The sequence below is a fragment of the Actinomadura sp. NEAU-AAG7 genome, assembly GCF_018603865.1.
In the GTDB taxonomy this organism is placed as follows: Bacteria; Actinomycetota; Actinomycetes; order Streptosporangiales; family Streptosporangiaceae; genus Spirillospora; species Spirillospora litoris.
The window spans coordinates 180,551-204,124 of record NZ_JAHFZY010000008.1 but is presented as its reverse complement, the minus strand read 5'-3'; the positions used below and the strand labels follow the sequence as shown (position 1 = coordinate 204,124).

General features: G+C 75.7%; 17 protein-coding genes. 12 read left to right on the top strand and 5 right to left on the bottom strand.

The genetic code is table 11. The features are described from left to right. Nucleotides 1–89 precede the first annotated feature (89 nt). Nucleotides 90–1,640 (bottom strand): MDR family MFS transporter, encoded by a 1,551-nt coding sequence (locus KLI87_RS33210; RefSeq protein WP_214620205.1) that lies wholly within the window; start codon nt 1,638–1,640, stop codon nt 90–92. A gap of 133 nt (nt 1,641–1,773) precedes the next feature. Here KLI87_RS33210 and KLI87_RS40625 point away from each other — a divergent pair, with 133 nt between their 5' ends. Next, complete coding sequence (locus tag KLI87_RS40625) at nt 1,774–2,361, top strand: helix-turn-helix domain-containing protein (protein ID WP_308166379.1); 588 nt, start codon at nt 1,774–1,776, stop codon at nt 2,359–2,361. Between the two features lie 136 nt (nt 2,362–2,497). Beyond that, nucleotides 2,498–3,706, top strand: coding sequence for an FAD-dependent monooxygenase (locus tag KLI87_RS33200; RefSeq protein ID WP_156219977.1), 1,209 nt, complete (start codon nt 2,498–2,500; stop codon nt 3,704–3,706). Between the two features lie 9 nt (nt 3,707–3,715). Here the strand turns inward: KLI87_RS33200 and KLI87_RS33195 are convergent, their stop codons facing one another. Together KLI87_RS33195 and KLI87_RS33190 are read right to left on the bottom strand one after the other, a co-directional pair. Beyond that, entirely contained in the window at nt 3,716–4,939 is a 1,224-nt protein-coding gene (locus KLI87_RS33195) for an RNA polymerase sigma factor (protein WP_156220165.1), read from the bottom strand. A gap of 153 nt (nt 4,940–5,092) precedes the next feature. Then, nucleotides 5,093–5,440, bottom strand: a complete 348-nt coding sequence (locus tag KLI87_RS33190) for a YciI family protein (RefSeq protein WP_250904500.1) — start codon at nt 5,438–5,440, stop codon at nt 5,093–5,095. 277 nt (nt 5,441–5,717) lie between these two features. On the opposite strand from KLI87_RS33190, the gene KLI87_RS33185 reads away from it, so the two are divergent. Beyond that, nucleotides 5,718–6,611 carry a helix-turn-helix domain-containing protein gene (locus KLI87_RS33185; protein ID WP_374225493.1) on the top strand — a complete coding sequence of 298 codons (894 nt, stop codon included), beginning with the start codon at nt 5,718–5,720 and terminating at the stop codon, nt 6,609–6,611. 34 nt (nt 6,612–6,645) lie between these two features. Here KLI87_RS33185 and KLI87_RS33180 read toward each other — a convergent pair whose 3' ends face one another. Then, a complete protein-coding gene (locus tag KLI87_RS33180; protein WP_214620203.1) occupies nt 6,646–7,206 on the bottom strand; it encodes a dihydrofolate reductase family protein in 561 nt (186 codons plus the stop codon). Nucleotides 7,207–7,343: 137 nt separating this feature from the next. Here KLI87_RS33180 and KLI87_RS33175 point away from each other — a divergent pair, with 137 nt between their 5' ends. From KLI87_RS33175 to KLI87_RS33140, 8 genes are all read left to right on the top strand, one after another. Further along, the gene (locus KLI87_RS33175; RefSeq protein ID WP_214620202.1) at nt 7,344–10,550 is read left to right on the top strand and encodes a BTAD domain-containing putative transcriptional regulator; all 3,207 of its coding nucleotides are present in this window, start codon (nt 7,344–7,346) and stop codon (nt 10,548–10,550) included. Between the two features lie 182 nt (nt 10,551–10,732). Further along, on the top strand, nt 10,733–14,050 hold the full coding sequence (locus KLI87_RS33170) for an ABC transporter permease (RefSeq protein ID WP_214620201.1): 3,318 nt from the start codon (nt 10,733–10,735) through the stop codon (nt 14,048–14,050). Continuing rightward, nucleotides 14,047–16,668, top strand: a complete 2,622-nt coding sequence (locus tag KLI87_RS33165; RefSeq protein WP_214620200.1) for an FtsX-like permease family protein — start codon at nt 14,047–14,049, stop codon at nt 16,666–16,668. The genes KLI87_RS33170 and KLI87_RS33165 overlap by 4 nt, the downstream gene beginning before the upstream one ends. Nucleotides 16,669–16,687: 19 nt before the next feature. Then, complete coding sequence (locus KLI87_RS33160) at nt 16,688–17,671, top strand: ABC transporter ATP-binding protein (protein WP_214620199.1); 984 nt, start codon at nt 16,688–16,690, stop codon at nt 17,669–17,671. Beyond that, nucleotides 17,668–18,363, top strand: coding sequence for an ABC transporter ATP-binding protein (locus KLI87_RS33155; protein ID WP_246250657.1), 696 nt, complete (start codon nt 17,668–17,670; stop codon nt 18,361–18,363). Before KLI87_RS33160 ends, KLI87_RS33155 begins: the two co-directional genes overlap by 4 nt. A 43-nt stretch (nt 18,364–18,406) precedes the next feature. Continuing rightward, nucleotides 18,407–19,609, top strand: a complete 1,203-nt coding sequence (locus KLI87_RS33150; protein ID WP_214620198.1) for a Tm-1-like ATP-binding domain-containing protein — start codon at nt 18,407–18,409, stop codon at nt 19,607–19,609. After that, a complete protein-coding gene (locus tag KLI87_RS33145) occupies nt 19,606–20,445 on the top strand; it encodes a phosphoenolpyruvate hydrolase family protein (protein ID WP_214620197.1) in 840 nt (279 codons plus the stop codon). Before KLI87_RS33150 ends, KLI87_RS33145 begins: the two co-directional genes overlap by 4 nt. Further along, nucleotides 20,445–20,852: a cupin domain-containing protein gene (locus KLI87_RS33140; RefSeq protein WP_156219999.1), complete on the top strand. Its 408-nt coding sequence runs from the start codon at nt 20,445–20,447 to the stop codon at nt 20,850–20,852. Before KLI87_RS33145 ends, KLI87_RS33140 begins: the two co-directional genes overlap by 1 nt. 14 nt (nt 20,853–20,866) lie before the next feature. Here the strand turns inward: KLI87_RS33140 and KLI87_RS33135 are convergent, their stop codons facing one another. Continuing rightward, nucleotides 20,867–22,132 carry an ROK family transcriptional regulator gene (locus tag KLI87_RS33135; protein WP_156220000.1) on the bottom strand — a complete coding sequence of 422 codons (1,266 nt, stop codon included), beginning with the start codon at nt 22,130–22,132 and terminating at the stop codon, nt 20,867–20,869. A gap of 161 nt (nt 22,133–22,293) precedes the next feature. Here KLI87_RS33135 and KLI87_RS33130 point away from each other — a divergent pair, with 161 nt between their 5' ends. After that, complete coding sequence (locus tag KLI87_RS33130) at nt 22,294–23,490, top strand: sugar MFS transporter (protein WP_156220001.1); 1,197 nt, start codon at nt 22,294–22,296, stop codon at nt 23,488–23,490. Nucleotides 23,491–23,574: the final 84 nt, after the last annotated feature.

The window sequence follows — 23,574 nt, the reverse complement described above, 5'->3', positions numbered from 1 at the left end:
CCCTTCCCGCGTGTGCCGGGCTCGGATTCCATCCCTACCAGGCTTCGGCGGCACGGAGGGCGGGCCCGGCGCGTTCCGCGGGATGCCCGTCAGGTGCGGGCGTGCTCGGCGGCGTCCGCGCCCTCGCCGTCCCGTGCCGCCTCCTTGTCGAGCGGCACCTGCCTGACCAGCCACGCCAGCGCGAACGCCAGCACGCCCACGCCCGTCGCGACCAGGAACCCCTGGTGGACGCCGCCCGCCACCGCGTGCCGGTAGGCGTCGCGGACCCCGGCGGGCAGCGTCCGCAGGCCCGCCGCGTCCAGTTGCGCGGAGCCCTCGGTGGCGGCGGCGTAGCCGCGCTCGGCCATGATGTCGCGGACGCGCCCGGCGAACAGCGCGCCGACGATCGAGACGCCGACCGAGCCGCCGATCGTCCGGGCGAGCGTGGCGGTGGACGAGCCGACCCCGAGGTCGGCGCGCTCGACGCTGTGCAGCGAGACCAGCAGCGTCGTCTGCATGAGGCAGCCGATCCCGGCGCCGACCAGCGCCATGAACGCGCCGGTGGTGAGCCGCGAGGTCGCGGTGTCCATGGTCGCCAGCAGCGCGAGACCGGTGGTCAGCAGCGCACCGCCCGTGACGATGAACGCCTTGTAGCGGCCCGTCCGGGAGATGACGGGCCCGGCGACCATGTTGACGGCGACCATCGCGAGGAACAGCGGCATGCCGAGCAGGCCCGCGTTCGTCGCGGACGAGCCCTGCACGGCCTGCTGGAACAGCGGCAGGTAGGTCATCGCGCCGAACATCGCGAAGCCGAGCAGGAACCCGATGACCGTGACGACGGTGAAGTTGGCGTTGCGGAACAGCTTCAGCGGCAGGACGGGCTCGGCGGCGCGCCGCTCGGCGACCACGAACGCGACGCCGGCGGCCACCGCGAGCGCGCCGAGACCGATGATCACGCCCGACGTCCACGCGTACTCGGCGCCGCCCCACGTGGTGACCAGCACGACCGAGGAGATCGTGGTGGCCAGCAGCGCGACGCCGAGGTAGTCGATCCGGGCCTGCGAGCGCTGCTTCGGCAGGTGCAGGACGGTCGAGATCATGAACAGCGCGAGCAGGCCGAGCGGCAGGTTCACATAGAAGCACCAGCGCCAGCCGAGGTGGTCGGTGATCGCGCCGCCGACCAGCGGCCCCGCGATCATCGCCAGCCCCATCACGCCGGAGATCATGCCCTGGTAGCGGCCCTGGTCGCGGGGCGGGACCAGGCTGCTGATGATCGCCAGCGCGCCGACCATCAGCCCGCCCGCGCCGAGCCCCTGGATCGCCCGGAAGCCGATGAGCTGGGTCATGTCCTGCGACATCCCGGCCAGCGCCGACCCGGTCAGGAAGATCACGATCGCGGTGAGGAAGGCGCCCTTGCGCCCGTACATGTCGCCGAGCTTGCCCCAGACGGGCGTGGAGACGGCGGTCGCGAGCGTGTACGCGGTCACGACCCAGGACAGGTGGCCGAGGCCGCCGAGGTCGCTGACGATGCCCGGCATCGCGGTGCCGAGGATCAGGTTGTCGAGCGAGGCCAGCAGCATCGCGATCAGCACGGCGCCGATGACGACGTACAGGTTGCGGCCCTGGCCCGGCCCGTCCTGAGGGGGTGCCTGGGGGGTCATGGTCGGTCGCTCCTCGCTCTCGATACTTACTTGCCGCCCGGCAAGTTAACGGTTCGAGTGTCGGCGCTAACTAGCCGGGCGTCAAGTAAGTTGAGGCGGTATCTTGGTCCTAGGACGAGCGGAGGAGACGACCGTGACCCGCCCCCAGACGCGCCGCAAGGACACCCGCGAGCGGATCCAGCACGTCGCGCTGGAGCTGTTCCTCGAACGCGGCTACGACCAGACCTCGCTGCGCGAGATCGCCGAGCGGCTGGAGGTCACCAAGGCGGCGCTCTACTACCACTTCCGCACCAAGGAGGACATCGTCACCAGCCTGATCGAGGACATCGGCCGCCCGGTCGACGACCTGATCGCCTGGGGCCAGGGCCAGCCCGCCACCCGCGCGACCCGCCGCGAGGTGCTGCGCCGCCTGAACGAGGCGCTCGACACCGGCGCGCCGGTGTTCCGGTTCCTCCAGGAGAACCAGGCCGCGCTGCGGTCCCGGGGGAGCGCCGACGGCTTCCGCGACCGCATGCGGGCGCTGGGCGCGCTCCTCACCGTCCCCGACGCGGGCATGGTCGAGCAGGTCCGCACCCTCAGCGCCCTGTTCACCGTCTACTTCGGCACGTTCGCCGCCAGCCACATGGAGGGCGACCCCGACGAGAAGCGCGCCGCCCTCCTCCAGGTCGCCTGGGAGCAGCTCGACGCCGCCCACGGCTACACCGGCGAGGACGGCGAGTAGGGCAGCGCCTGTTCAGAGCCCGGTCAGCGGTGGTCAGCGGCGGTGCGTGGACGGTGCGCGGCCCGTCAGCGCCCCCGCCGAGGCTTCGGTCGTGCGAGCGGGAGACCGATCCCGCCCGGAGCAACGGGAGCAGACGATGCGGAACGCCGACGCCACGACCAGCAAGACCGTCCTGATCTCCGGTGCCGGCGTCGGCGGGCCCGCGCTCGCCTACTGGCTGGACCGCCACGGCTTCGACGTCACGGTCGTCGAGCTGGCCCGGGGGCTGCGCGCGGGCGGCCAGGCGGTCGACGTGCGGGGCCCGGCGCTGGAGGTCGCCGGGCGGATGGGCGTGCTGGAGGAGATCCGCGCGCGCCGCGTCCAGATGCGCGGCATGTCCATGGTGGACGCGAACGGCGACGAGCTGTTCCGCAGCGAGGAGTACACGATCACCGGCGGCGACCTGGGCGGCCCCGACATCGAGATCCTCCGCGACGACCTGTCGCGGATCCTCGCGGACGCGGCGGGCGACGGCGTCGAGTACCTGTTCGGCGACTCGATCGCCGCGCTCGACCAGGACGAGGACGCCGTCCGGGTGACCTTCCGCAGCGGCCTCACCCGGACGTTCGACCTGGTCGTCGGCGCCGACGGCCTGCACTCCACCACCCGCTCGCTGGTCTTCGGACCCGAGCGCGACCACATCACCCACCTCGGCAAGTACCTGTCGGTGTGGACGGCCCCGAACTTCCTCGGCCTGGACCGCTGGCAGGTGTTCCACCAGATGCCGGGCAGCGCCTGGGGCGGCGGCGTCATGAGCGTGCGCGGCAACGCCGAGATCCGCGTCTACATGGGCTTCGAGTGCGACGAGCCGGTCGCCTACGACCACCGCGACACGGCGGCGCAGAAGAAGCTGATGGAGGACGCGATGGCGGGCGGCGGCTGGGTCGTCCCGCAGCTCCTCGACAGCATGTGGGACGCGGCGGACTTCCACTTCGACTCGATGGCGCAGATCCACATGGACCGCTGGTCGCGGGGCCGGGTCGTCCTGCTGGGGGACGCCGGGTACTGCGGGTCGCCGCTGTCCGGGCAGGGCACGAGCATGGCGATGGTCGGGGCGTACGTCCTGGCGGGGGAGCTGAAGGCGGCGGGCGGCGACCACCGCGCCGCGTTCGCCGCCTACGAGTCGGCGCTGCGCGGATACGTCGCCGCCAACCAGGGGCTCGCGCTGACCAACATGGCGCGGGTCGACGCGCAGCGGAGCGCGGCCATGGGCGGGACGGCCGAGGACACGGCCGCGGGCACGGCTCGGATCGACTTCCAGGACTTCGGCGAGATCGTCGACTCCTTCACCGTCCGCGACTACTGAGGCGGGGTCTCAGGGGGCGCCGAGGGAGGCGGCGCGGGCGAGCAGCACCTTCCGTTCGGGCGCGTTGCGGGTCAGTTCCGCGGCGCGCTCGAACTCCGTCCTGGCCTCCTCCGGCCGTCCGAGCCGGGCGAGCAGGTCGCCGCGGACGCTCGGCAGCAGGTGGTAGCCGCGCAGCGACGGCTCGGCGGCGACCGCGTCCACGAGCGCGAGGCCACGCTCGGGGCCCTCGGCCATGCCGACCGCGACCGCCCGGTTCAGCTCCACGACCGGGGACGGCGCGACCCGCGCGAGCACCTCGTAGAGCGCGGCGATCTGCGCCCAGTCGGTCTCGGCGGCGGTGGGGGCCTGCGCGTGGGACGCGGCGATCGCGGCCTGGAGCACGTACGGGCCCGGCGGCTCGCCGATCTCCCGCGCGCGCAGCAGCGCGGCGAACCCGCGGCGGATGAGCAGCCGATCCCAGAGCGCGCGGTCCTGGTCGCGCAGCGGGACGGGCTCGCCGGACGGCCCGGTCCGCGCCCGCGTCCGGGACGCCTGGATCTCCATCAGCGCGGCGAGCCCGTGCGCCTCCGGCTCGCCGGGGACCAGCCCGGCGAGGACGCGGCCGAGGCGCAGCGCCTCCTGGCACAGGTCCGTCCGGACCCACGCCTCGCCCGCGGTCGCCGCGTACCCCTCGTTGAAGATCAGGTAGATGACCTCCAGCACCGAGGACAGCCGCGCCGCGCGCTCGGGCCCCTCCGGCACCTCGAACGGCACGCGGGCCTCCGCCAGCGTCCGCTTCGCCCGGACGATCCGCTGCGCCACCGTCGGCTCGGGGACAAGGAACGCCCGCGCGATCTCCTCGGTGGTCAGCCCGCCCAGCATCCGCAGCGTCAGCGCGACCCTGGCCTGCGTGGACAGCACCGGATGGCAGGCGGTGAACACCAGCCGGAGCACGTCGTCCTCGATGGGCTCGGCGTCCTCGGCGAGGTCGAACTCGGCCGGCGCCTCCCGCGCCTCGGGCTCCAGCCCGTGCCCGATCTCGGTGAGCTTGGCCTCCAGCCGCTGCTCGCGGCGGATCCGGTCGATGGCGCGGCGCTTGCCGACGGCCATGAGCCAGGCGCCCGGGTTGTCCGGGACGCCCGACCCGGGCCACTGTTCGAGGGCGGCGACCAGCGCGTCCTGCGCGATCTCCTCGGCGAGCCCGACATCGCGCAGCAGGCGCGCGAGCCCGGCGATGATCCGCGCGGACTCCATCCGCCACACCGCGTCGATGCTCGCGTGCACGTCAGAGGCCGTCACGCCGCCGATGACAGCACCCGCACGGGCCCGCGCGCAAGTCCGGGCGGCGGCGCGGCCCCGGGGCGGCGGCGCGGCCCTGGGCGGCGCGGGCCGCCGCCCGCGCCGGGGTCACGCGCCGGGGGCGGCGTCCTCCGGGCCGAAGACCTGCTTGATGACGCCCTCACCGTCGCCGACGATCCGGTAGAAGCGGCGGGACAGCTCGACCGCCTCCTCCCGCGTCCGCACCTCGATCAGCGCGAAGCCGACGACGCCCTCCTTGGACTCGGCGAACGGCCCGTCGGTCACGGTCACCTTCCCGCCCGAGGAGGTGATCCGGGTGCCGTGCGGCTCCAGCCCGCCGGTCGCCAGCAGCACGCCCGACCTGGACATCTCCGCGATGAACGCGCCCATCTCCGCCTGGAGCCTCTCGTCCTGCGGGACCTCCTCGCCGCCGCCGCCGTCCGTCGTCATCAGCATGAACCGCATCGTGATGCCTCCTGGTCCCGTGTCCGGGCTCTCCCCGGCCTTCACGGACGCGTCGAAGGGCGGGCGGCCGGATCGACATCGCGGACGACCCTTTTCGGATTTTTTCTCTGGGACGCATCGTGCCAGGTCAGGGCCGAAACGGTACACCGAGCGGTGTTCTGGGTCTTGGTCGTCGCCCCCGGCGGCGAGTAACTTTGCCGTGAAGGCAGGAATTTCTCGCGCCCCTGAGGAGGCGTCCCCCGTGGGAGACCCGCCATCTGGACCCGGCGTGCCCGCCATCCCTGACGTCCCCGCCGCGCAGGGACGTGAGCTGGCCGGGCCCACCGTCCTGCGGATGCTGGTCGGCGCGCAGCTCCGCCGGCTGCGCGAGCGGGCCGGCATCTCCACCGAGGCCGCCGGCTATGAGATCCGCGGCTCCCACTCCAAGATCAGCCGGATGGAGCTGGGCCGGGTCGGCTTCAAGGAGCGCGACGTCGCCGACCTCCTCACGCTCTACGGCGTGACCGACGCCGCCCGCCGCGACCCGCTGCTGCAACTGGCCGAGCAGGCCAACGCGCCCGGCTGGTGGCAGCCCTACAGCGACGTCGTGTCGAGCTGGTTCGAGCCGTGCCTCGGGCTGGAGCAGGGCGCCGAGGTCATCCGCGCCTACGAGATCCAGGCCGTCCCCGAGCTGCTCCAGACCGAGGACTACGCCCGCGCCCTGCTGCGCGCCCGGCACATCGACGCCTCCGAGACCGAGATCGAGCGCCGCGTCGAGCTGTGCATGCTCCGCCAGCGCATCCTGACCCGCCCGTCCCCGGTGAAGTTCTGGGCGGTGCTCGACGAGGCCGTCGTCCGCCGCCTGGTGGGCGGCGCCCTGACGATGCGGCTCCAGCTCCAGCACCTGATCAAGGTGTCGGCCGAGCCGAACATCACCGTCCAGGTGCTGCCGTTCGCCTCCGGCGGCCACGCCGCCGAGGGCGGCCCGGTGACGATACTGCGCTTCGCCGAGCCGGAACTGCCCGACGTCGTCTACCTGGAGCAGCTCGCCGGGGCCCTCTACCCCGACCGCAACGCCGAGGTCGTCCGCTACCGCGACGTGATGAACCGGCTGGGCGTCCAGGCCGAGCCCCCGTCCCGCACGCCCGACATCCTCCGGACCCTGCTCGACCAGTACGTCTGACCGGCGGGCGGCCCGCGGGCCGCCCGCTCCGGACCTACCTCCCGGTGGGCACGTAGGTCGCGATCAGCACGCCGCTCTTGAACGCGGTGGTGCCGGCCAGCTCGAACGCGGCGGCGAAGTCCTTGCGGGCGAGCAGCTCGGCCGGGTCGCCGGCGCCCACGATGACCGGGTGGATCCACAGGCGCAGCTCGTCCAGCAGCCCGCCCTCGATCAGCGTCCGCGTCACCGCGCCGAACCCGTACTGCAGGATGTCCTGGCCGTCGCGCTCCTTGAGCGCCCCGATCTCCGCGACCGCGTCGGCGCGCCTGACGACGGTGGTGTTGCTCCAGGTGGGCTTGTCGAGCGTGTCGGAGACGACGACGTGCTCGATGGTGTTCATCCGCACGCCGAAGTCGCCGGTCGCCTCCTCCATCGCGGGCCACACCTCCGAGAACCCGTCGTAGGTGGTCCGGCCCATCACCATGGCGTCGCAGGAGAACAGCAGCTCGCTGGCGTAGGCGGCGGCCTCGTCCTGGAAGTAGGCCGACGTCCAGTTCTGCGGGTTCTCGATGACCCCGTCGAGCGAGATGTACGTCGAGTTGATGATCTTGCGCATGGTCTGCTCCCAGCTGCGTGGTGGGAGGGGCCGTCCGACCGGCCCCTCCGCGGTGCCGATGGACCCCACACTGCCCGGACCGTTTTACGGGATTCTTACGGTCCTGTTCGCGGGACCTGGGGGTTAGGGTGCGGCTCATGCGTTTCGGGGTGCTGGGGCCGCTCGCGGTGTGGGCCGATGACGGGCGGCTCGTCGCGGTGCCCGGGATCAAGGTGAGGGCGCTGCTGGCGGACCTGCTCGCGCACGAGGGGCGGCCCGTCCCGGCGGACCGGTTGATCGACGACCTGTGGGGGGACGCGCCGCCCGGCAATCCGGCGGGGGCGCTGTCGGCGAAGGTGTCGCAGTTGCGGCGGGTGCTGGAGGACGCGGAGCCCGGCGCGCGGGCGCTGGTGGTGTCGCGCCCGGCGGGGCACCTGCTGGAGGTGGCCGAGGAGCGGGTGGACGCGCGGCGGTTCCAACGGCTCGTCGACGACGCGCGCGGTGTCGAGGATGTGAGGGCCAGGGCGCGGTTGCTGGGTGAGGCGCTGGCGTTGTGGCGGGGCGACGCCTACGCCGACCTCGCCGACGAGCCGTTCATGCATGCGGCCGTCGCGCGGTTGGACGAGTTGCGGTGGACGGCCCTGGAGGAGCACGCCGAGGCGCGGCTCGCGCTGGGGGAGCACGGTGCGCTGGCCGGGGAGCTGGGGGAGGCCGTCGAGGCCCGTCCGCTGCGGGAGCGGTTGCGGGCCGTGCACATGCGGGCGCTGTACCGGGCGGGGCGGCAGAACGAGGCGCTGGAGAGCTACGAGCGGCTGCGCGTACTGCTCGCCGAGGAGCTGGGACTCGATCCGGGGGCCGGGATCGCGGGCCTCCAGCGGGCGATCCTCACGCAGGACCCGGCGCTGGACGTGCCGGAGGGGCCCCGGTCGAACCTGCCCGTCCCGCCGGGGGAGCTGATCGGGCGGGACGCGGCGGTCGCCGAGGTCCGCGCCCGGCTCGGGACCGACCGGTTGGTCACGCTGACCGGGCCGGGCGGGGTCGGCAAGACGCGGCTGGCGGTGGAGACGGCGGCGGGGCTCGTGGAGGAGTTCGCCGACGGGGTGTGGATGGCGGAGCTGGCCGGGTTCGACGGGTCGACGGTCGCGGAGGCGGTCACGGCGATCCTGGACGTGCGGGACCGGCCCGGCGCACCGGCGGCGCCGCTGGACCGGCTCGCGGCGGCGCTCGGGGCGCGCCGGCTGCTGCTCGTCCTGGACAACTGCGAGCACGTCGTGGAGCAGGCGGCGGAGCTGGCCGGGCGGCTGCTGCGGCGGGTGCCGGGCGTGCGGATCCTCGCCACGAGCCGGGAGCCGCTCGGGCTGCCGGGCGAGGTGGTGTGGGCCGTGCCGCCGCTGGAGGTGCCGGGTCCTGACGACGCGGCGGACGCGGCGGCGCGGGCCGGCGCCGTGCGGTTCTTCGCGGCGCGGGCGAGCGCGGCCTCGCGGGAGTTCCGGCTGGACGCGGGCACGGCCCCGGCGGTCGCGGTGCTGTGCCGCAGGCTCGACGGGATCCCGCTGGCGCTGGAGCTGGCCGCGACCCGGGTGCGGACGCTCGGTGTCGAGGGGCTCGTGGCGCGGCTGGACGACCGGTTCCGGCTGCTGGCGGGCGGCCACCGCGACGTCCCGGAGAGGCAGCGGACGCTGACCGCGATGATCGGCTGGAGCTGGGACCTGCTCACCGGGCTGGAGCGGGCCGTGCTGCGACGGCTGTCGGTGCACGCGGACGGCTGCGCGGTCGAGTCCGCCGAGGCCGTGTGCGCGGGCGCGGACGTCGCCGCCGAGGACGTGCTGGACCTGCTCGCCCGGCTGGTGGACCGGTCACTGGTGATCATGTCGGAGCGGCCGGGGGAGGGGCCCCGGTACCGGCTGCTGGAGTCCGTCGCCGCCTACGCCGCCGACCGGCTGCGGGAGGCGGGCGAGGACGGGCGGGCCCGGGAGCGGCACGTCCGGTACCACCTCGGGCTCGCCGAGCGGGCCGAGGCCCGGCTGCGCGGCGGGGGGCAGGCGCGGTGGCTGCGCGTCCTGGACGTCGAGACCGCCAACCTGCGCGCCGCGCTCGACACCGCCGTCGCGGGCGGTGACGCCGAGGCGGCGCTGCGGCTGGCGAGCGCGCTGTCGTGGTACTGGTTCCTGCGCGGCAGGCTGTCGGAGGCGCTGCGGTCGCTGGACGCGGCGCTCGCGCTGGAGGGCGGCCCGCCCGCCGCGCGGGCGCGGGCGCTGACGTGGCGGGCCGGGCTCGGCACGCTCGCCCGGCCCGGCCCCGGCTGGCCGGCGCGGCGCGCGGCGGCGCTGGAGGCCGCCGACGCGACCGGCGACGCCGCGCTCGGCGCGTGGGCCCGCTGGTTCCTCACCTTCGCCGGGTTCGAGGTCGACGACGTCGCCGCGGCGGCCGGGGTGCTGGACGAGGCGCTCGCCGCGTTCCGGGCGTCCGGCGACCGGTGGGGCGAGGCGGCCGCGCTGCTGCTGCGCGCCAAGCAGGCGCACGCCCACGCCGACCCGGCCCGGCTGGCGCGCGACACCGAGCGCGCCGCCGCGCTGTTCGGCGACCTCGGCGACGACTGGGGGCGCTCGCTCGCGCTGGAGTGGCTGGGCGCGACGGCGGAGCTGACCGGCGACTACGACCGGGCCGACCGGCTGCTGGGCGACGCGCAGCGGATGGCGGAGGAGCTGCACCTGTGGCCGGACGCCGCCGCCCGGCTGGCGTGGCGCGGCTGGGTCGCGCACCTGCGCGGCGAGCAGGGGGACGCGCGGCGGCTGTTCGGGCGGGCGCTGCGGATCGCGGGCGAGCAGGGGCACGCGCAGGCGGTGACGTTCGCCGAGATCGGGCTCGGGCTGGCGGCGCGCCGCGACGGTCAGCTCGACGACGCCGAGGAGCGGCTGACCCGGCTGCTGGACGCCGTCCCCGAGGACGGCTTCCCGCCGCTGTTCCTGCCGCTCGTCCAGACCGGGCTCGGGCATGTCGCGCAGGCGCGCGGCGACGCGGCGGCGGCGCTGGCGTTCCAGCGCGACGCGCTGGCCGTCGCGATCCGCCTGGAGGCGCCCCGGGACCTGGCGTTCGCGCTCGAAGGGCTGGCGGGCGCGCGGAGCATGGCCGGCGGGCACGCGGAGGCGGCGGAGCTGCTCGGCAGGGCGGCGGAGGTCCGCGCGGCGGCCGGGCTGCGTCCGGGCCCGGCCGAACGCGAGGACATCGACCGCGTCGCCGGGGCGGCGCGCGCGGCGCTGGGCGAGGCGCGGTTCGCCGCGTGCCGCGCCGAGGGCGCCTCCGCGGAGCCGGCCGCCTTCCTGCGCCGCGCCGAGAAGGACGCGGGGCCCTCCCGGTTCGGCTGACGCCCGAGCCGGTAATTGCCGTGCCGTGCGCCCCATCCGCCCCGGAAATTCCGTGGCCAACTCGAACAGTGAGGAAGTGGTCACGGAAATGGTTTCCGCAGAACGATGAAATGTTGCGAAACGTAAAAGAAAGAGACTGCGGCCTTGTCGGCCCCTGTGCGGGTCATTGATCATCGGCGTCTATGCGGCATCCGGAGCTGGTGATCAGGCGGATGGCCGGTGACCGGACCCTGGTCCTGGCCGCGTGCGCGACGGCGCTGTTCGCGACGACCGTGCTCGCCGCGCTGTTCGGCTACACGGGGTCGGTGACGCGCGAGGGGCTGCGGCGCACGCTCGCCGAGGCGACCTTCGACACGGCCGGGACGCGGATCGCCGGGCACGTCCCGGGCGGCGGGCTCGACGCGGCGCAGAAGCAGGTGGACGCCGCGCTGCGCCAGATCTACCGCGACGTCCCGCTGACGGTTTCGGTCGGGGTGCGCAGCGATTCCTACACGCTGCCCGGTCAGGAGAAAAGCGAGCATCCGGAGCTCACCGCTTTCGAGACCTATTCCGGCATCGAAGGGCACGCGCGGCTGGCGGGCGGGCGGTGGTCGAATGCGAACACGGCGCCGAACGCCGAGGTCGAGGCCGTTCTGCCGGCCGCGGCGGCGCGGGCGATGCGGGTCGGGGTCGGCGACGCGCTGACGCTGCGCGGCCGCGTCGACACGGCGTCGGTGGTCAAGGTGAAGATCGTCGGATTGTTCGAGGTCAACCACCGGGACGACTACTTCTGGCAGGGCGACCGGCTGGTCACGACCGGGACCGAGCGGCTCGACTACACCACCTACGGGCCGTTCGTGGTGCCGCCGCCGGTGTTCGCGGCCCGCTTCACCGGCACCGGCGCGGACGCCCGCTGGACGGTCATGCCCGACCTGCGAAGCCTGGAGGCGGGGTCGCTCGGCGGCCTCGGCGACCGGGTGGAGGGCACCCGCGCCACCATCGAGAAGGCGGGCGGCGGCCAGTTCACGACCGTGACGAGCCTGCCGGTGCTGACCGGGCAGCTGCACGGCGCGGTGATGGTGGCGCGGTCCACGATGCTGATCCCGGTGATCCAGCTCGTCCTGCTCGCCGGGTACGCGTGGGTGCTGGTGGCGCGGCTGCTCGCCGAGCACCGGCGCGGCGAGGTCGCGCTGCTGCGCACCCGGGGCATCGGGATGCGCCAGCTCGCCCGGCTCACCCTGACCGAGGGCCTGCTGATCGTGCTGCCCGCCGCCGTGCTGGGCCCGCTGCTGGCCGGTCCGCTGCTGCGGCTCGCGGGCAGGGCGCCGGCCGTCCGCGCGTCCGGGCTCGACCTGGACGCCGGGCCGCTCGCGCCGCTGTGGGGCGTGGCCGTGCTGGCGTCGCTGGCCGGCGCGATCGCCCTGGCGGTCCCGACGCTGCGCGGCGCGAACGCCACGTTCGTGGAGGTCCAGGCCGGGATCGGTCGGACGGCCCGGGGCCGCCTGCGCGGCTCGGGCATCGACCTCGCGCTGCTGCTGGTCGCCGCGCTGTCGGTCTGGCAGCTGTCGAAGTACGGGGCGGACGGCGCGGGCGGCGACGCCTCGGGCATCGACCCGGTCATCGTGTCCGGGCCCGCGCTGGCGCTGCTCGCCGGCGGCGTCCTGCTGCTGAAGCTCGTGCCGGTCGCCTCGCGGGTGGCCGAGCGCGCCACCGCCGGCGGGCGGGGCCTCGCGCCCGCGCTCGGCGCGCGGCAGGTCAGCCGCCGCCCGCTGCGGTACGCGGGCCCGGCGCTGCTGCTGGTCATGGCGATGGCGGTCGGGGTGCTGTCGGTGACGACGATCGCGACGTGGCGGCGGTCCCAGACCGACCAGGCCGACTTCCAGACCGGTGCCGACCTGCGGCTGGAGCGGACGGACAAGCCGGGCGGCCCGTCCGTGCTGGGCCAGGGCGGACGGTTCGCGTCGCTGCCCGGCGTCACGGCCTCCACGGCGGTGCTGCGCAGGGAGGTCAACATCGGCACGACGGCCTCGACCCTCCTCGCCGCCGACACGCGCGCGCTGGAGCCGGTCCTGCGGGTCCAACCGGCACTGCGGAAGGACATGCGGCTCGGTGAGCTGGCGCGGGCCCGCCCGGCCGTGCCCGCGCTCACCGTCCCGGGCCGCCCCGCGCGGCTGCTCTTCGACCTGCGGCTCCGCAAGCGCCCCGGCAAGCCCCCGCCGCTTGAGGACGGCCAGCAGGCGCCCCCGGCGCCCACGGGGGTCTACCAGGCGGAGGCGACCATCGAGGACGCGCACGGGCTGACCCAGCGGGTCACGCTCGCCGGGCTGCGCCCCGACGGACGCGCCCGGACCGTCGCCGTGGACGCCGCCGCACTCGCCGGTCCGGACGGCGCGCCGGCCTACCCGCTGTCGCTGCGCGGCCTGCACTACGTCTACGACGACAACGACAGGTCGGGGCCGCTCGAACTGTCCCTGCTGGGCCTGCGGGGCGAGGGCACGGGCGCGGCGACCGCCCCCGCCGGGGTCCGCTGGAACCTGATGCGGGACCCCGTCCTCGGAGCCGAGACGCCGCGGCTGACCGCCAAGGGCGCGGCGCTGACGCTGCCGATCGCGGCGAGCTCGCCGCTCGGCGGCTGGGACATCGGCACCGGCGAGACCCTGCACGCCATGGTCGCCACGGCGGCGCCGCCGGGTATGCGCCCGCGCGGCGACGAGCACCTCCAGCCCGCGGTGCCGGGCGTCGTCACGAGCGAGGCCGCGCGGCGCGCGCGGGTCGGGGTCGGCGGCACGCTGACGCTCGACACCGCCGACGGCGCCCAGCCCGTCAAGGTGGTCGGGATCGTCCGGGCGCTGCCGGGCACGCCGCCCGACCGCCCCGGCGTGCTGGTGGACCTGCCGACGCTGACCGAGTCGCGGCTCGCCGCCGCGAGCGCCGCGCCGGGCAGCACCGACCCGGGCGAGTGGTGGGCGAGCGTGCGCGGCGCCCGCACCGCGCCCGCCGCGCGGGCGATGACCGACCATCCCGCCTGGGGCACGGTCAGCGGCGACCGCGCCGCGCTGCGCTCCCGGCTGCGGGACGCGCCGCTCGGCGCCGCGCTCCAGGGCGCGCTCGTGCTCGGCTTCGGCGCCGCGCTGGTCTTCGCCGTGATCGCGTTCGCGGTGAACGCGGCGGTGTCGGTGCGGGAGCGGGCGCGCGAGTTCGCCGTCCTGCGGGTGCTCGGCGTCCATCCCCGGCAGATGACCGGGATGCTGGCCGTCGAGCAGGCGTTCCTGGTCGCGATCGGGCTGGCCGGCGGGCTGGCGCTCGGCCTGGTCGTCGCGCGGCTGGTGATCCCGCACATCGTGCTCAGCGTGCAGGCGGCGCCGCCGTACCCGCCCGCCGAGCTGATCGTCCAGTGGCCCGTGGTGCTGGCGATGCTCGCCGGGGTCGCCGCCGTGTTCGGCCTGGTGCTGCCGCTGGTGATCCGGATGCTGCGGCGCCGCGACCCCGGGGCCGGGCTGCGCGCCGGGGAGGACCGATGAACCGTCCCCTGAACCGGCCCTGGCTGCGGCTCGCCCGCGCGCAGTGGCCGCCGATCGCCGCCGTGGCCGTGCTGACGCTGGTCACCGCGCTGCTCGCCGTGACCGTCCCGGCCCGGGTGGCGGGCGGCTACGACCGCGCCGCGCGGGCGACGGTGGCGGGCGCCGACATCCGGGTCGAGGGACGCCAGGACGCCGCCACCGTCGCCCGCTACCTCCCGCTGTCGGACGATGTGTCCGTGCGGTCGGCGACCTGGTACGGGATCCTCCCGCAGCACCTGAGCGACGCCGTCGGCCCGCCGGAGCCCTACGTCACCACCACCGAGAACCGGATCGGCGGGGAGTTCCTCGAACCGCGCCTGGTGACGCTGGCGTGGGATCCGGGCGCGACCAGGCGCGTCCGGTTCGTCGCCGGCGTGCCGCCGCAGGACATGCCCTCCGACTCCACCCCCGACCACGGACGCGCCGTCCAGATCGCCCTGCCCAAGCCGTACGCGGACAAGTTCGGCTACCGGGTCGGGACGGCGCTGCCGCTCGGCGACCTCCGGGCGACGGTCAGCGGGATCTACGTGCCGCGCGACGCCGCCGACCCGTACTGGGCGTCGCGCGCCGACCTGCTCCGCGTCCGGACGGAGCTGCGCGGCGAGGGCGTCCGCGTCCACACCGGCGCGGCGCTGCTCAGCGGCGGCGGGTACTGGCGGATCGCGCACGGCGCGCCCGACCGGCGGCTGTTCGTCACCTGGCGGTTCCCCCTCAAACCGGACGGTATCGACTCCGCGCGCGTGTCCGGGCTGGCCGCCGACATCGAGGCGTACCACGTGGCCGTCAAGGGCCGCACCGACCTGTTCGAATGCGCGGTCGCCACCGAGCTGGACGCCCCGCTCAAGGCCTACGGGGGCCAGCTCCGATCGGCGAAGGCGGTGAACGGGCTGACGCTCAGCGGCGTCGCCGCGATCGCGGCGGGCGTGCTGCTGCTCGGCGCCGGTCTGCTCGGACGCAGGCTGAGGCCCGCGCTGGTCACGATGCGGGCGCGCGGAGCGTCGCTCCGGCAGCTCGCCGGGCCCGCGTGCGGGCTGCTCGCGCTCGCGGTGCTGCCCGCCGCCGCGCTCGGCGCCGGACTCGGCCTCCTCCTCGGCACCGGCCCGCCGCAGGCGCTGTCGGCCTACGCGGCGGGCGGGCTGGTCGTCCTCGTCCTCGTGCTGCCGGTCGCCGTGATCGTGCGCGAGTTCGGCGGCGCCACCCAGATCACCGCCGGGCGCGACGACCTCGTCGGCGCGCGCCCGTCGCGGCGGCGGCTCGTGCTGGAGGGGCTGCTGATCGTCCTCGCGGTGACCGGGGTCGTGCTGCTGCGCGAGCGCGGCGCGGGCGCGGGCGGCGACCCGCTGATCGCCGCCGTCCCGGTGCTGCTCGGGGCGGCCTGCGGGGTGGTCGTGCTGCGCGTCTACCCCTACCTGCTGGCCGGGCTCGGACGGGCGCTGCGGCGCGGCTCGGGCGCGGTCGCCTTCATCGGCGTCGCCCGCGCGTCCCGGCAGAACGTCGTCAGCGCGCTGCCGATGGTCGTGCTGCTGCTCGCCGCCGCCGTCGCCGGGTTCGCCGGGAGCGTCGAGGCCGCGCTGGACCGCGGCCACGACCGCGCCGCGTGGGCGGCGGTCGGCGCCGACGCCCGGATCTCCGCCGAGCTGCTCGACCAGAAGGCCGTCGACCGCGTCCGCGAGGTGCCCGGCGTGAAGGACGCGGTCCCGGCGCGGGTGGTCCGGGCGGTGCGGCCCGCCTCCGGACCCGCCCGGGTCACGCTCATCGCCGTCGACCTGGACGCCTACCAGCGGATCTCGCCCGGCCGCCTCCCGGCGCACCCGCGCGGCGCGCTGCTGTCCCCGGCCGCCGCCCGCGAGCTCGGCATGAGGCCGATGACGCTGAGCAGCCCCAACTTCCCGGAGATCCGCGTCGAGCCGTCCGGCCGGATCGAGGACTTCCCCGGCGAGCAGCACGGCGGCTCGTTCGTCGTCGTCCCGTTCCGGTCGCTGACCGGCACCGAGAAGGTGCCGAGCACGGTGTTCGTGCGCGGCGAGCCCGGGGAGGCCGCGCTGCGCGGCGCGCTGGAGGCGTCGCTGCCGCCGGGCACCATGGGCGGCGACCCGTACAAGAAGGTCGAGATCCGGCGGGACGTGCTGCGCGGCATGACGCGGGCGCCGATGGTCCGCGTCGTCCAGGACTCCTTCCGGGACGCCGCGCTCATCGGCGGCGCCTACGGGCTGCTCGCCGTCCTGCTGGTGCTGGTCGTGGAGGCCCGCGCCCGGGGCCGGGGCCTCGCGCACCTCCAGGTGCTCGGGCTGACCCGGCGGCAGAGCAGGCGGCTGGCGCTGGTCGAGATCGGTCCCGTGCTGCTGTGCGCGGTCGGCGCCGGGTGGGCGCTCGGGCTGGTGCTGCCCGGCGTCACCGGACCCGTCGTCGACCTGCGCCCCTACACCGGCGGCTTCGCCGTCTCCAACCACGCGGTGGACCCGGCGGCGCTGCCCGCCCTGCTGGCCGCGCTGCTGCTGGCCGCCGCGGCGGCGGTGGCGATCGACCGCGCCTTCGACACCCGGCACGACCTCGCCGCCGTCCTGCGGACGGGCGACTGATGAGGAGGGGCACCCGATCATGAGCCCTGGAAGGGCCGCCGCGCCCGACCTCGCCGAGCTGGAGCGCCGCGCCGCCGAACGCGGGCCCGCGTTCGGCGAGGGCGCCCACATCGTCTGCGACAACCTGGTGCGCATCTACAAGACCGACGGCGTCGAGGTCGTCGCGTTGCAGGGCCTGGACCTGCTCGTCGACCCCGGGGAGCTGGTCGCCATCGTCGGCGCGTCCGGGTCGGGCAAGTCCACGCTGCTCAACATCCTGTCGGGGCTGGACGTGCCGACCGCCGGGGTCGCCCGCGTCGCCGGGTCGGACCTGCTGACGATGGCGTCCAAGGAGCGGCTGCGGTTCCGCCGCGAGCAGGTCGGGTTCATCTGGCAGCAGACCGAGCGGAACCTGCTGCCCTACCTGACCGCCGCGCAGAACGTCGAGCTGCCGATGCGGTTCGCCGGACGGGCCCGGCGCGCCCGCGTCTCCCGCGCGTCGGAGCTGCTCGGCATGCTCGGCGTCGGCGACTGCGCCGGACGGCGTCCCGCCGAGCTGTCGGGGGGGCAGCAGCAGCGCATCGCGATCGCGGTCGCCGTGGCGAACGAGCCGCACGTCGTGCTCGCCGACGAGCCGACCGGCGAGCTGGACAGCACCACCGCCGAGGAGGTGTTCGGGGCGCTGCGCCGCGTCAACCGCGAGCTCGGCACCACCACGATCGTCGTGACCCACGACGCCCAGGTCTCCGAGCGCGTCGACCGCACGGTCGGGATCCGCGACGGCCGCACCAGCAGCGAGGTCCGCCGCCGCGACGAGGCCGACGGGACGCGGGTCAGCGAGGAGTACGCCGTCCTCGACCGCGCCGGGCGCGTCCAGCTCCCGCGCGCGTTCACGCAGGCCCTCGACATGCGCGACCGCGTCCGCCTCGCGCTGGAGAGCGACCACGTCGGCGTCTGGCCGGACCGGAGCACGGGCCGGAGCACGGGCGGCCGGAGCACCGAGCGGACGGAGGAGGGCGAATGACCGACCCGATGGTCGTCGTCGAGGACCTGAGCAAGACCTACCGCACGGGGAGGAACGAGGTCCACGCGCTGCGCGGGGCGAGCTTCACCGCCTCGCCCGGCGAGCTGGTCGCGATCAAGGGGCGCTCCGGGTCCGGCAAGACGACCCTGCTCAACCTGATCGGCGGCCTCGACACGCCCGACGGCGGCACCGTCCGCGTGGACGGGAGGGAGGTCGCCGCGCTCTCCGAGGACGCCCTGCTCGCGCTGCGCCGCGACGCGATCGGGTTCGTGTTCCAGTCGCACGGGCTGATCCCCGTGCTGTCGGCGGCCGAGAACGTCGAGGTGCCGCTGCGGCTGGCGCGCACACCGCCCGCCGAGCGCGACGAGCGGGTCCGCGTGCTGCTCGGCCTCGTCGGGCTCGCCGACCACGCCGCGCAGCGCCCCTACGAGCTGTCGGGCGGGCAGCGCCAGCGCGTCGCCATCGCCCGCGCGCTCGCCAACCGGCCCCGGCTCGTCCTCGCCGACGAGCCCACCGGCCAGCTCGACTCCGAGACCGCCGCCGCGATCATGCCGCTGCTGCACGCGCTGGTCGCCAGCGAGGGCGTGACCGTGCTGGTCGCCACCCACGACCCGGCGCTGCTGTCGGAGGCCGACCGCGTCCTGAACCTGGCGGACGGCGCGATCACCGAGACCCCGGTCCCGACCGGCTGATCTTGGGTAGGACCCGGGACGTCGCCGCGAGGAGGGGGAGCCGATGCCGACGGTCGTGCTGGTGGGGACGCTCGACACCAAGGGCGCCGAGTACGGGTGGCTGCGCGGGCGGCTGCGCGGCCTCGGCTGCGAGGCCGTCGTGGTCGACGCGGGCACCGGGCCGCCGGGGATCGTTCCGGACGTGCCCGCCGAGCGGGTCGCGCGGGAGGGCGGCGCGTCCCTGGAGGCGCTGCGCGAGGCGGGCGACCGCGGCGCGGCCGTGACGGCGATGGGCGAGGGGGCGGCCGCCGTGCTCGCCGAACTGCACGCCGCCGGACGGGTCGACGCCGTCCTCGCGGTGGGCGGCAGCGGCGGGTCCTCGATCGCGGCGCGCGCCGTCCGGGACCTGCCGATCGGGCTGCCCAAGCTGATCGTGTCCACGATGGCGTCCGGGGACGTCACCCCGTACGTGGGCGCCAAGGACGTGACGCTCACCTACAGCGTCGTGGACATCGCGGGCGTCAACCGGGTGTCGCGGCTCATCCTCGGCAACGCCGCCGCCGCGGCGGCCGGGATGGCGCACGCCCAGGCCGGGTCGGGGGCCGAGCCGGAGGAGGACGGGCGGCCGCTGGTCGCCGCCTCGATGTTCGGCGTCACGACCCCGGCCGTGGACGCGGCGCGCGAGCGCCTGGAGCGGCTCGGCTACGAGGTGCTGGTCTTCCACGCGACCGGCGCGGGCGGACGGGCGCTGGAGGGCCTCGCCGCGAGCGGGCTCCTCGCGGGCGTCCTCGACCTGACCACGACGGAGCTGGCCGACGACCTGGTCGGCGGGGTCCTGTCGGCGGGCCCCGACCGGCTGACGGCGGCCGGGCGGCGCGGGATCCCGCAGGTCGTGGCGCCGGGCGCGCTCGACATGGTCAACTTCGGGCCGCGCGACACCGTCCCGGAGCGGTTCGCGGGGCGCAACCTCTACGTCCACAACCCGACCGTCACGCTGATGCGGACCACGGCCGAGGAGATGGCGGAGCTCGGCGGCCGGGTCGCCGCCAAGGTCGCGGCCGCGACCGGCCCCGCCGCGCTGCTGGTCCCGCTGCGCGGGGTGTCGGCGCTGGACGCGCCGGGCATGCCGTTCGAGGACGCGGCGGCCGACGCGGCGTGCTTCGCCGCGCTCGGCGGGGAGCCGCTCGACCTGCACGTCAACGATCCGGAGTTCGGCCGGGCGGCGGCCGAGCGGCTGCACGCGATGATCTCGGGGGGAGCGGCATGAAGCGCGAGAGCGTCCTGGCGCGGCTGCGCGCCGCCGTCGCGGCGGGCGAGCCGGTCGTCGGCGCGGGCGCGGGCACGGGCCTGTCGGCCAAGTGCGCCGAGTCCGGCGGCGTCGACCTGATCATCATCTACAACTCGGGCCGGTACCGGATGGCGGGGCGCGGGTCGCTCGCCGGGCTGCTGCCCTACGGCGACGCGAACCAGATCGTCGTGGACATGGCCGCGGAGGTGCTGCCGGTCGTGCGGGACACGCCCGTCCTCGCCGGTGTCTGCGGCACGGACCCGTTCCGCCTCATGCCCGTCTTCCTCGACCAGTTGAAGGCGATGGGCTTCGCGGGCGTGCAGAACTTCCCGACCGTCGGCCTCTACGACGGGGTGTTCCGGCAGAACCTCGAAGAGACCGGGATGGGCTACGGCCTGGAGGTCGAGATGGTCCGCCTCGCCCGCGAGCGCGACCTGGTCACCGCGCCCTACGTGTTCGACGAGGACCAGGCGCGGGCGATGGCGGAGGCGGGCGCCGACGTCCTCGTCCCGCACGTCGGGCTGACCGCCAAGGGCAGCATCGGCGCGGGCACCGCGCTCACGCTGGACGAGGCGGTCGCGCGGGTGCAGGCCATGCGGGACGCGGCGCACGCCGTCCGCCCGGACGTGCTGGTGCTGTGCCACGGCGGCCCCATCGCCGAACCCGAGGACGCCGCCTACGTGCTGGAGCGCACCGAGGGCGTCGTCGGGTTCTTCGGCGCCTCCTCGGTCGAGCGGCTGCCGACCGAGCGCGCGATCACCGCGCAGGCGGCCGCGTTCAAGAACCTCCCCCTCTCCGGCGACGAGGAGTCCTGATGCTGCTGACGCCCGGCGACGTGGCCACGATGACCTTCGACTGGGGGTCGATCAAATGGTTCGTCACCCCGACCGGCGTGCCCGGCGCGTCCAGCACGTTCGGCGAGGTGATCGTCAACCCGGGCGAAGGGCACGCGCGGCACCGCCACCCGGCCGCCGAGGAGATCATCTACGTGGTGTCCGGCGAGGCGACCCAGATGGTGGACGACGGGGAGCCGTTCACGATCAGGGAGGGCGACGCCGTCCACATCCCGAAGGGCGCCTGGCACTCGACCTACAACGAGACCTGGCGCCCGCTCCGGCTGATCGTCACCTACACGCCGGGCGGTGAGGAGAAGGCGCTCGAAGCGGCGCCGGACCACCGCCGCCACGACGCCGGAACGACCCCCCGGTGGCGCCGCGCGTGACCCGCCGGCCGTGTCTAGGCGTGTGACCAGCCGTCGAGCCCCTCGCCGGTCAGCAGCACGTCGAACGCGGCGTCGGCGGCGCCGGTCAGCGGGCTCAGCGGCCCGAGCGCCGAGGTCACCAGGGGCGGCGGGTCGCTCCGCCGGTGCCGCATCAGGGCCGCCGCGTAGCCGTCCGCGAGCGCGTTCGGCACCGTCACCGCGAGGTCGACGGCCAGGCCGGACAGCGTCACCATGCCGGGGTCCAGCGCGTTGACGAGGGCTCCGGCGCCGCGTCCGAGGGCCCGCGCGGCGGCGGTGACGGCCTCCCGCGCGGCCGGGTCGGTCCGCGCCGCCTTGATGATCTGGTCGGCCGCCGCGCGCGGGTCGCGCGGCGGGCGGCGGCCGAGTGCGCGCGCCATGGCCCGCCCGTCGACCTCCAGGTCCCAGCAGCCGCGCGCCCCGCACGGGCACTCCAGCGCTGGATCGCCGAAGGGCATGTGGCCGAACTCGCCGCCCGCGCCGGTCGCGCCGTCCATCGGGCGCCCGTCCACGACGAGGACGCCGCCCACCCCGACCTCGACCGACAGGTGCAGCACGACGCGCGCGCCTGCGCCCGCCCCGCGCCGCGCCTCGGCCAGCCCGGCGAGCGAGGCGTCGTTGCCGACCAGCACCGCGACGCCCGGCGGCGCCAGCCGCGCGAGGTCGACGTCGCGCCACCCGAGCCCCGACGCCTGGACGACCGTCGTCCCCTGCACGATCCCCGCGACCGACACCGACACCGCGCGGACCCGCCGCCCGTAGCGGTCGTGCACGTCCCGCACCCGCTCGGCGACCAGGTCGAGCACGTCCACCCGCCGGGTGTGCGTGCCCGAGGACGACTCGACGACGACGCCGCCGAGTTCGACGCACGCGACCCACCACCGCTCGTGGCTGATGTCGACCGCGCACACCAGCGGCCCGCCCGGATGCGCCCGCAGCGCGGGGGAGGGGCGGCCGCGCCCGCCGGTCCGCGCGGGGGCGGCCTCCTCCAGCAGCCGCGCCGCCTTGAGCCGCGCGGTGATCTCGGTGGCCGACCCGCTGCTCAGACCGAGCGCGCGCGCCGCGTCCGCCCGCGTCACCGAGGGGTGGACGTGGACGTGCCGCAGCACCGCCAGCGCCCCCTGGTTCCGCAACGCGCGGGCTGAGTGCGCGTGGGCGGAGTTCGCGTGCGCGGAGGGCGCGCGGGCCGGCCGCGCCCCCTGGTCGGGGTGCGGCGCCCACGCCGGATCATCACCTCCGCGCCACGCGTCCTTCGTCTGCATAGTGACATCCTTGCTGGTCAGGGCTTATCCTCGCGGTCCGAGGATATTCTCCGACCCACGAGGGAGAGCCATGCGTATCCGGATCGAGACCCGAACCAAGACGCGAACTCGGACCCGAACCGCCCGCCACGACGGAAGGCCCGCGTCATGAGCCCCCGGTCATGACGCCCACCGCGACCCCCACCGCGCGGGGCACGGCGCGCACGGCCGGGACCCTCGGCCTCTACGCGGCCTTCGGCTGCCTCGGCTACCTGCTCACCGGCATCGGGGCCATCCTTCCGGAACTGCGCGCCGAACGCGGGCTGCCACGCGCCGAGGCCGCGCTCTACTCCTCGGCCTTCGCGCTCGGGCTCGTCGTGGTCGGGCTGGTCGGGCACCGGCTCGCGGTCCGGCTCGGCCGGCACGCGATCCCGACCGCGCTGGCGGCGCTCGTCAGCGGCGCCACCGTGATGGCGGTCAGCGGCGGACGCCTCGGCGTCGGCTTCGGCGCGCTGCTGACCGGCCTCGGCGGCGCCGGGCTCGTGCAGGTGGTGCCGTCCGCGCTGCGCGCCGTCCACGGCGGCGAGGCGACGGTGCCGATCGGCGAGGCGAACGCGGTGTCCAGCGCCGGTTCGGTGCTCGCGCCGCCGATCATCGGGATGGCGCTCGCGCACGGCCTCGGCTGGCGCGCCGCGTTCGCGATCCCGCCGCTGGCGCTCGGCGCGGCGCTGCTGCTGACCCGCTCGGTCGTGATCCCGGCCCAGCCCGCGACGCCCACCGAGGAGGCGAAGGCCCCGACAGAGGCGGCGGACGAACCGGAGCGTCGCCCCCAGGGGGTGTCGTTCTTCGGCCGCTGGTGCGATCTCGTCCTCGCCGTGGGGGTGGAGTTCTGCATGGTCTTCTGGGCCGCGGACTTCCTGCACCACGTCAAGGGGCTCGGCTCCGGCACCGCGACCACGCTGTCGGCGGCGTTCGTGCTCGGCATGGCCTCCGGACGCGTGGCCTCCGGGCCCGTCGTCCGCGCCGTCCGGCGGCCCGACCGGATCCTCGCGCTGGCCGCGCTGCTCGCGCTGGCCGGGTTCGCCGCGCTGTGGACCGTTCCCGCGCCGTTCGCCGTCGCGGGCCTGCTCGTGATGGGGCTCGGCGTGGCGCTGCTCTACCCGGTGATCCTGTCCGAGGCGCTGGCGGCGTGGCCGACGCGTCCCGTCCAGGCGGCGGGACGGTGCGCGCTGGCCTCCGGCGTCGCGATCGGGACGGCGCCGCTGTTCCTCGGCGCGCTCGCCGACGCCACCACGCTCCGCACCGCCGTGTTCGTGGCGCCCGCGCTGCTGCTGATCCTGCTCTCGCGTTGCGGGCGGCGGCTCAGCGCGACGGATTGATCACCGAGACGACATTTTCGTTCGCGGAATGTTCGCCTCGGCGGTGTCGGACGGCGGCCGGGAGGACGCGCTCCGAAGAGAGCC

What these genes read in the sequence shown, in the direction of transcription:
- KLI87_RS33210 (WP_214620205.1), bottom strand. Translation starts at nt 1,640, where the DNA reads ATGACCCCCCAGGCACCCCCTCAGGACGGGCCGGGCCAGGGCCGCAAC.
- KLI87_RS33200 (WP_156219977.1), top strand. Translation starts at nt 2,498, where the DNA reads ATGCGGAACGCCGACGCCACGACCAGCAAGACCGTCCTGATCTCCGGT.
- KLI87_RS33195 (WP_156220165.1), bottom strand. Translation starts at nt 4,939, where the DNA reads ATGGAGTCCGCGCGGATCATCGCCGGGCTCGCGCGCCTGCTGCGCGAT.
- KLI87_RS33190 (WP_250904500.1), bottom strand. Translation starts at nt 5,440, where the DNA reads ATGCTGATGACGACGGACGGCGGCGGCGGCGAGGAGGTCCCGCAGGAC.
- KLI87_RS33180 (WP_214620203.1), bottom strand. Translation starts at nt 7,206, where the DNA reads ATGCGCAAGATCATCAACTCGACGTACATCTCGCTCGACGGGGTCATC.
- KLI87_RS33175 (WP_214620202.1), top strand. Translation starts at nt 7,344, where the DNA reads ATGCGTTTCGGGGTGCTGGGGCCGCTCGCGGTGTGGGCCGATGACGGG.
- KLI87_RS33170 (WP_214620201.1), top strand. Translation starts at nt 10,733, where the DNA reads ATGCGGCATCCGGAGCTGGTGATCAGGCGGATGGCCGGTGACCGGACC.
- KLI87_RS33165 (WP_214620200.1), top strand. Translation starts at nt 14,047, where the DNA reads ATGAACCGTCCCCTGAACCGGCCCTGGCTGCGGCTCGCCCGCGCGCAG.
- KLI87_RS33160 (WP_214620199.1), top strand. Translation starts at nt 16,688, where the DNA reads ATGAGCCCTGGAAGGGCCGCCGCGCCCGACCTCGCCGAGCTGGAGCGC.
- KLI87_RS33155 (WP_246250657.1), top strand. Translation starts at nt 17,668, where the DNA reads ATGACCGACCCGATGGTCGTCGTCGAGGACCTGAGCAAGACCTACCGC.
- KLI87_RS33150 (WP_214620198.1), top strand. Translation starts at nt 18,407, where the DNA reads ATGCCGACGGTCGTGCTGGTGGGGACGCTCGACACCAAGGGCGCCGAG.
- KLI87_RS33145 (WP_214620197.1), top strand. Translation starts at nt 19,606, where the DNA reads ATGAAGCGCGAGAGCGTCCTGGCGCGGCTGCGCGCCGCCGTCGCGGCG.
- KLI87_RS33140 (WP_156219999.1), top strand. Translation starts at nt 20,445, where the DNA reads ATGCTGCTGACGCCCGGCGACGTGGCCACGATGACCTTCGACTGGGGG.
- KLI87_RS33135 (WP_156220000.1), bottom strand. Translation starts at nt 22,132, where the DNA reads ATGCAGACGAAGGACGCGTGGCGCGGAGGTGATGATCCGGCGTGGGCG.
- KLI87_RS33130 (WP_156220001.1), top strand. Translation starts at nt 22,294, where the DNA reads ATGACGCCCACCGCGACCCCCACCGCGCGGGGCACGGCGCGCACGGCC.